Below are 4234 nucleotides of genomic sequence, written 5' to 3'. Positions count from 1 at the left end.
CGGCCGCGCGCCAGGGCGGAGCGCACGACCTGACCGCGCAGCCGGTCCTTCTCCACGACGGCCTGGCGCACGGCCCCACGCGGGGCCGGCACCACGGGGCCCGGCCGTCCGCTCCGGGCGCCCGGCAGCGACCGCTGCACCAGGGAGTGCGCCACGAGAATGCGGCGGTGCCTGTTCAGCGACGACGGCAGCGTGAGATACGCCAGCCGCACCAGGTCGCTGTACTCCTCGACCAGGGCCGCCTCGGCCCGGTCGAGTCCGGTTCTGCCGCGGTGGACGGCACGGGCGAACGGAGGGAGGGGCATGGAACGAACGCCTTCCGCAGGAGCTGGCGTCCTGTCACGCCGATCCGTCAAACGAGTGACTCTTCGGATGGTCACAGCACGGCGCCCCCGAGCACCCCGAGCGCTCCCGGCGGGCGCGGTCGGTTCAGGCCCTCGCCAGGCCGCCGCCGAGCTCCTCGGACCTGCGCACGAACGCGTCGTGCAGGTCGCCCGCGGCGCGGGGGACGGAGTCCGTCCTGCGGCGCCGGAGCATCAGCAGGACCCGGGTCGCGGCGTCGGTGAGCGGCCGGTACGTGAGGGCGCCGCACCGCTCGAGCGGATCGCCGATGACACTGAAGTCGGGCAGTACGGTGGCGCCCAGGCCCTCGGCGACCATGAGCTTTCCCATCTCGGCGCCGTCGGTCGAGTACGACAGGGACGGTCCCCGACCCTCCAGGAACCGGTGCAGGTAGCGGTGCATGACATAGCCGGAGCGCATCGCGATCAGAGGCTCGCGCCCGTCGAGGAGGTCGGCCGGCGACACGGCGGACGACGCGGCCAGCGGACTGTCCGGGCGTACGCACACCACCGGCCGTCCGCGCAGCAGTTCGGTGGACTCGAAGTCGGCGGGCATGTCGTCGCCGTCCAGGTGGTTCACCAGCCCCAGGTCGAATCCGCCCTCCGAGAGGCCCCGGTGGATCTCCGACTGCTGGGCGCCGACCACTTCGACCTGTGTCTGCGGGTGCGTCGCGCGAAAGCCCCGGACGACCGGGATGAGCAGCGGCACCGTCGCCGCGTTCACCGTGCCGACCCGGACCATCCGGCTGTTGCGGTGCTGCTCGCCGGCCGCGCCGCGCAGCCGGTCGACCGCGTCGAGCACGTTGATGATGTGCGGCAGCAGTTCGCGTCCCTCGGCGCTCATCCGGGCGCCGGACCGCTTGCGCTCCAGCAGGTCGACACCGAGTTCCCGCTCCAGATTCCGCACGGTCTCGCTCAGCGCGGGCTGCGAGAGATGGAGTTCCTCGGCGGCCCGGCGCAACGAGCCGAGCCGGGTGACCGCCGCGATGTATTCCAGCTGCTCTGTGCGCACCGCAGCAGCATGCGGCCGCCGCCGTCGGCGGTTCAAGGGATGCCCTGTCACGCCTTCGTGAAATTCGCCGGTCCGGGATACGAGACCGCCCCGGTGTTCCTTGACGGTCCGGACCGGCGGCTGCCACGATCGGGCACATGAAGACGCGACCGGACCTCACGCGACGACGCCATGTCGACCTCGCGCGTGTCTCCAGCGCCTTCTGTTGTCGCGAAGCCTGACGATCCCGACGGTAGGGTCCCCTTCGCACAGGCCGCCCGCCCGCAGGTGAATTCTCCCCGCGGGGCACATCGCCGCCTTCTCCGCTCCCTGCCGCATGCCGTTGTCCGCCCGCGGTCCCCGTGACACGCCGGGCCCCCGTTCGTCATGCCCTCTCCGCACACCGGGAGTTCTCCGTGTCCGCAACCGAACCCGTCCGCTTCGCCTACTGGGTCCCCAACGTCAGCGGCGGCCTGGTCACCAGCACGATCGAGCAGCGCACCGACTGGGGCTACGACTACAACCGCGAACTGGCCGTCCTCGCCGAGAACAACGGCTTCGACTACGCGCTCAGCCAGGTCCGCTACATGGCCGGCTACGGCGCCGAGTTCCAGCACGAGTCGACCGGCTTCAGCCTCGCGCTGCTCCTGGCCACCGAGCGGCTGAAGGTCATCGCCGCCGTCCACCCCGGCCTGTGGCACCCGGGCGTCCTGGCCAAGTTCGGCGCCACCGCCGACCATCTGTCGAACGGCCGCTTCGCCGTCAACGTGGTCAGCGGCTGGTTCAAGGGGGAGTTCACCGCGCTCGGCGAACCGTGGCTTGAGCACGACGAGCGCTACCGACGCTCGGAGGAGTTCATCCACGCCCTGCGCCGGATCTGGACCGAGGACCACGCCGAACTCGCCGGCGACTTCTACCGGTTGCGCGACTTCACCCTGAAGCCCAAGCCCCTCGACATCCCCGGGCGTCCGCACCCGGAGATCTTCCAGGGCGGCAACTCCACCGCCGCCCGCGCCATGGCGGGCCGGGTCTCCGACTGGTACTTCTCCAACGGCAAGGACTTCGCCGGAGTCGTCGAACAGATCGCGGACGTACGGGCGTCGGCGGAGCAGGCCGGCCGCAGGCCACCCCGGTTCGGCCTCAACGGTTTCCTGATCGCCCGGGACACCGAGACCGAGGCCCGCGACACCCTGCGCGAGATCGTCGCCCGGGCCGACACCGAGGCCGTCGAGGGCTTCGGCGCCGCGGTGAGACAGGCCGGGGCGTCCACCGCCGACGGCAAGGGCATGTGGCAGGACTCCCGCTTCGAGGACCTGGTCCAGTACAACGACGGCTTCCGGACGGGACTGATCGGCACCCCGGAGCAGATCGCCGAGCGGATCGTCGCCTACAAGCGACTCGGCGTCGACCTCCTCCTGCTCGGCTTTCTGCACTACCACGAGGAGGTCGAGTACTTCGGCCGCCATGTGCTGCCCCTGGTACGCGAGTTGGAGGCCGGGCTGCCCGACACCGAGCCCGGGTCCGTCTCCGCGCACGTCTGACATCCGTCCCGTACGCCGCTCACGAAAGAGGGCCCATGGCCACCGTCCTGTCCGTCTCCGGCAGTCCCTCCGTCTCCTCCCGTACCGCGAAACTCCTGCGCCACCTGGACGCCCGACTGGTCGCGCAGGGGCACCGGGTGATCCCGCTCGACGTCCGTACGATCCCCGCGGAGGCGCTGCTCGGCGCGGACTTCGGGCATCCCGCCATCGTCGAGGCGACCGGACTCTTCGCCCGCGCCGACGGTGTGGTCATCGGCACGCCCGTCTACAAGGCGGCCTACTCCGGTGTCCTCAAGGCGCTGCTCGACCTGCTCCCGCAGTACGCGCTCACGGGGAAGACCGTCCTGCCGCTCGTCACCGGCGGCAGCACCGCGCATGTCCTCGCCCTCGACTACGCCCTGCGGCCTGTGCTCAACTCCATGGGCGCCGCGCACATCGTCCAGGGCTGGTTCACCCTGGACAAGGACATCACCACCGGGGAGGACGGCGGCGTCACCCTGGCACCGGCCACGGCCGAGGCCCTGGCCCAGGTGGTCGACCAGTTCTCGGCGGCCCTGGGCCGCACACCTCTGCTGGCCGCGGCGGGCTGACCCGTGTCCGCGCACACGAGCCCCGACGACGTGTCCGCCCGGACGGCGCACGGCCGCACGGCCGCCGAGGTGATCGCCGACGACGCCGAGGCACTGGCCGCCGCCGCCGCGCTCGCCACGGAGTTCCGCGCCGGAGCCTCCACGCGGGACTCCGAACGACGGCTGCCACGCGCCGAGTTGGATCGACTCTCGGCCTCCGGGCTGCTCGCCGTCACCGTGCCCGCGCAGTACGGCGGGGCGGACGTCCGGCAGGAGACCCTCGCGGAGATCTTCCGGCTGCTGGCATCCGCCGACGCCAGCCTCGCCCAGATCCCGCAGAACCATTTCGTGTACGTCAACGTGATCCGCCGTCAGGGCACCGCGGAGCAGAGGGCGTTCTTCTTCGGCGAGATACTGGCGGGACGGCGCTTCGGTAACGCCCAGTCGGAGGCGGGCACCCGGCACGTCCAGGACATCCGCACCCGTCTGGACCCGCGGCCCGACGGCTCGTACCTCCTGACCGGCGTCAAGCACTACTCCACGGGCGCGCTCCTCGCCGACTGGATTCCCGTCCTGGCCCGCACCGAGGACGACAACCTGCACGTCGCGTACGTTCCCCGGGACGCGGAAGGGGTCACGGTCGTCGACGACTGGGACGGCATGGGGCAGCGCACGACGGCGAGCGGCACCGTCCACCTGGACGCCGTCCCCGTCCCCGCCGACCGGGTCGTCCCGCACCACCTCACCTTCCGCGGACCCCAGCTCCACGGGGCGGTGGCCCAGTTGCTGCAC

General features: G+C 71.7%; 5 protein-coding genes and 1 pseudogene. 4 read left to right on the top strand and 2 right to left on the bottom strand.

Features of this window, described 5'->3' with window-relative positions:
- Positions 1-305: pseudogene (locus ABZV34_RS37395) on the bottom strand (hypothetical protein); the annotation flags it as partial.
- A 124-nt stretch (positions 306-429) separates the two neighbouring features.
- Positions 430-1353 carry a LysR family transcriptional regulator gene (locus ABZV34_RS37390; protein WP_356287117.1) on the bottom strand — a complete coding sequence of 308 codons (924 nt, stop codon included), beginning with the start codon at positions 1351-1353 and terminating at the stop codon, positions 430-432.
- Between the two features lie 137 nt (positions 1354-1490).
- Here ABZV34_RS37390 and ABZV34_RS37385 point away from each other — a divergent pair, with 137 nt between their 5' ends.
- From ABZV34_RS37385 to ABZV34_RS37370, 4 genes are all read left to right on the top strand, one after another.
- The gene (locus ABZV34_RS37385) at positions 1491-1574 is read left to right on the top strand and encodes a putative leader peptide (RefSeq protein ID WP_356287123.1); all 84 of its coding nucleotides are present in this window, start codon (positions 1491-1493) and stop codon (positions 1572-1574) included.
- A gap of 174 nt (positions 1575-1748) precedes the next feature.
- Entirely contained in the window at positions 1749-2873 is a 1125-nt protein-coding gene (gene sfnG, locus ABZV34_RS37380; RefSeq protein WP_356287114.1) for a dimethylsulfone monooxygenase SfnG, read from the top strand.
- Positions 2874-2908: 35 nt separating this feature from the next.
- Positions 2909-3463 (top strand): NADPH-dependent FMN reductase, encoded by a 555-nt coding sequence (gene ssuE, locus ABZV34_RS37375; protein ID WP_356287111.1) that lies wholly within the window; start codon positions 2909-2911, stop codon positions 3461-3463.
- A 69-nt stretch (positions 3464-3532) separates the two neighbouring features.
- Positions 3533-4234: acyl-CoA dehydrogenase family protein (locus ABZV34_RS37370; RefSeq protein ID WP_356287120.1), on the top strand; the 702-nt coding region annotated here is incomplete at its 3' end.

Source organism: Streptomyces sp. NPDC005195 (genome assembly GCF_040608315.1).
In the GTDB taxonomy this organism is placed as follows: Bacteria; Actinomycetota; Actinomycetes; order Streptomycetales; family Streptomycetaceae; genus Streptomyces; species Streptomyces kaempferi.
This window is presented reverse-complemented; position numbering and strand designations above follow the sequence as displayed.

What these genes read in the sequence shown, in the direction of transcription:
- ABZV34_RS37385 (WP_356287123.1), top strand. Translation starts at nt 1,491, where the DNA reads ATGAAGACGCGACCGGACCTCACGCGACGACGCCATGTCGACCTCGCG.
- ssuE (WP_356287111.1), top strand. Translation starts at nt 2,909, where the DNA reads ATGGCCACCGTCCTGTCCGTCTCCGGCAGTCCCTCCGTCTCCTCCCGT.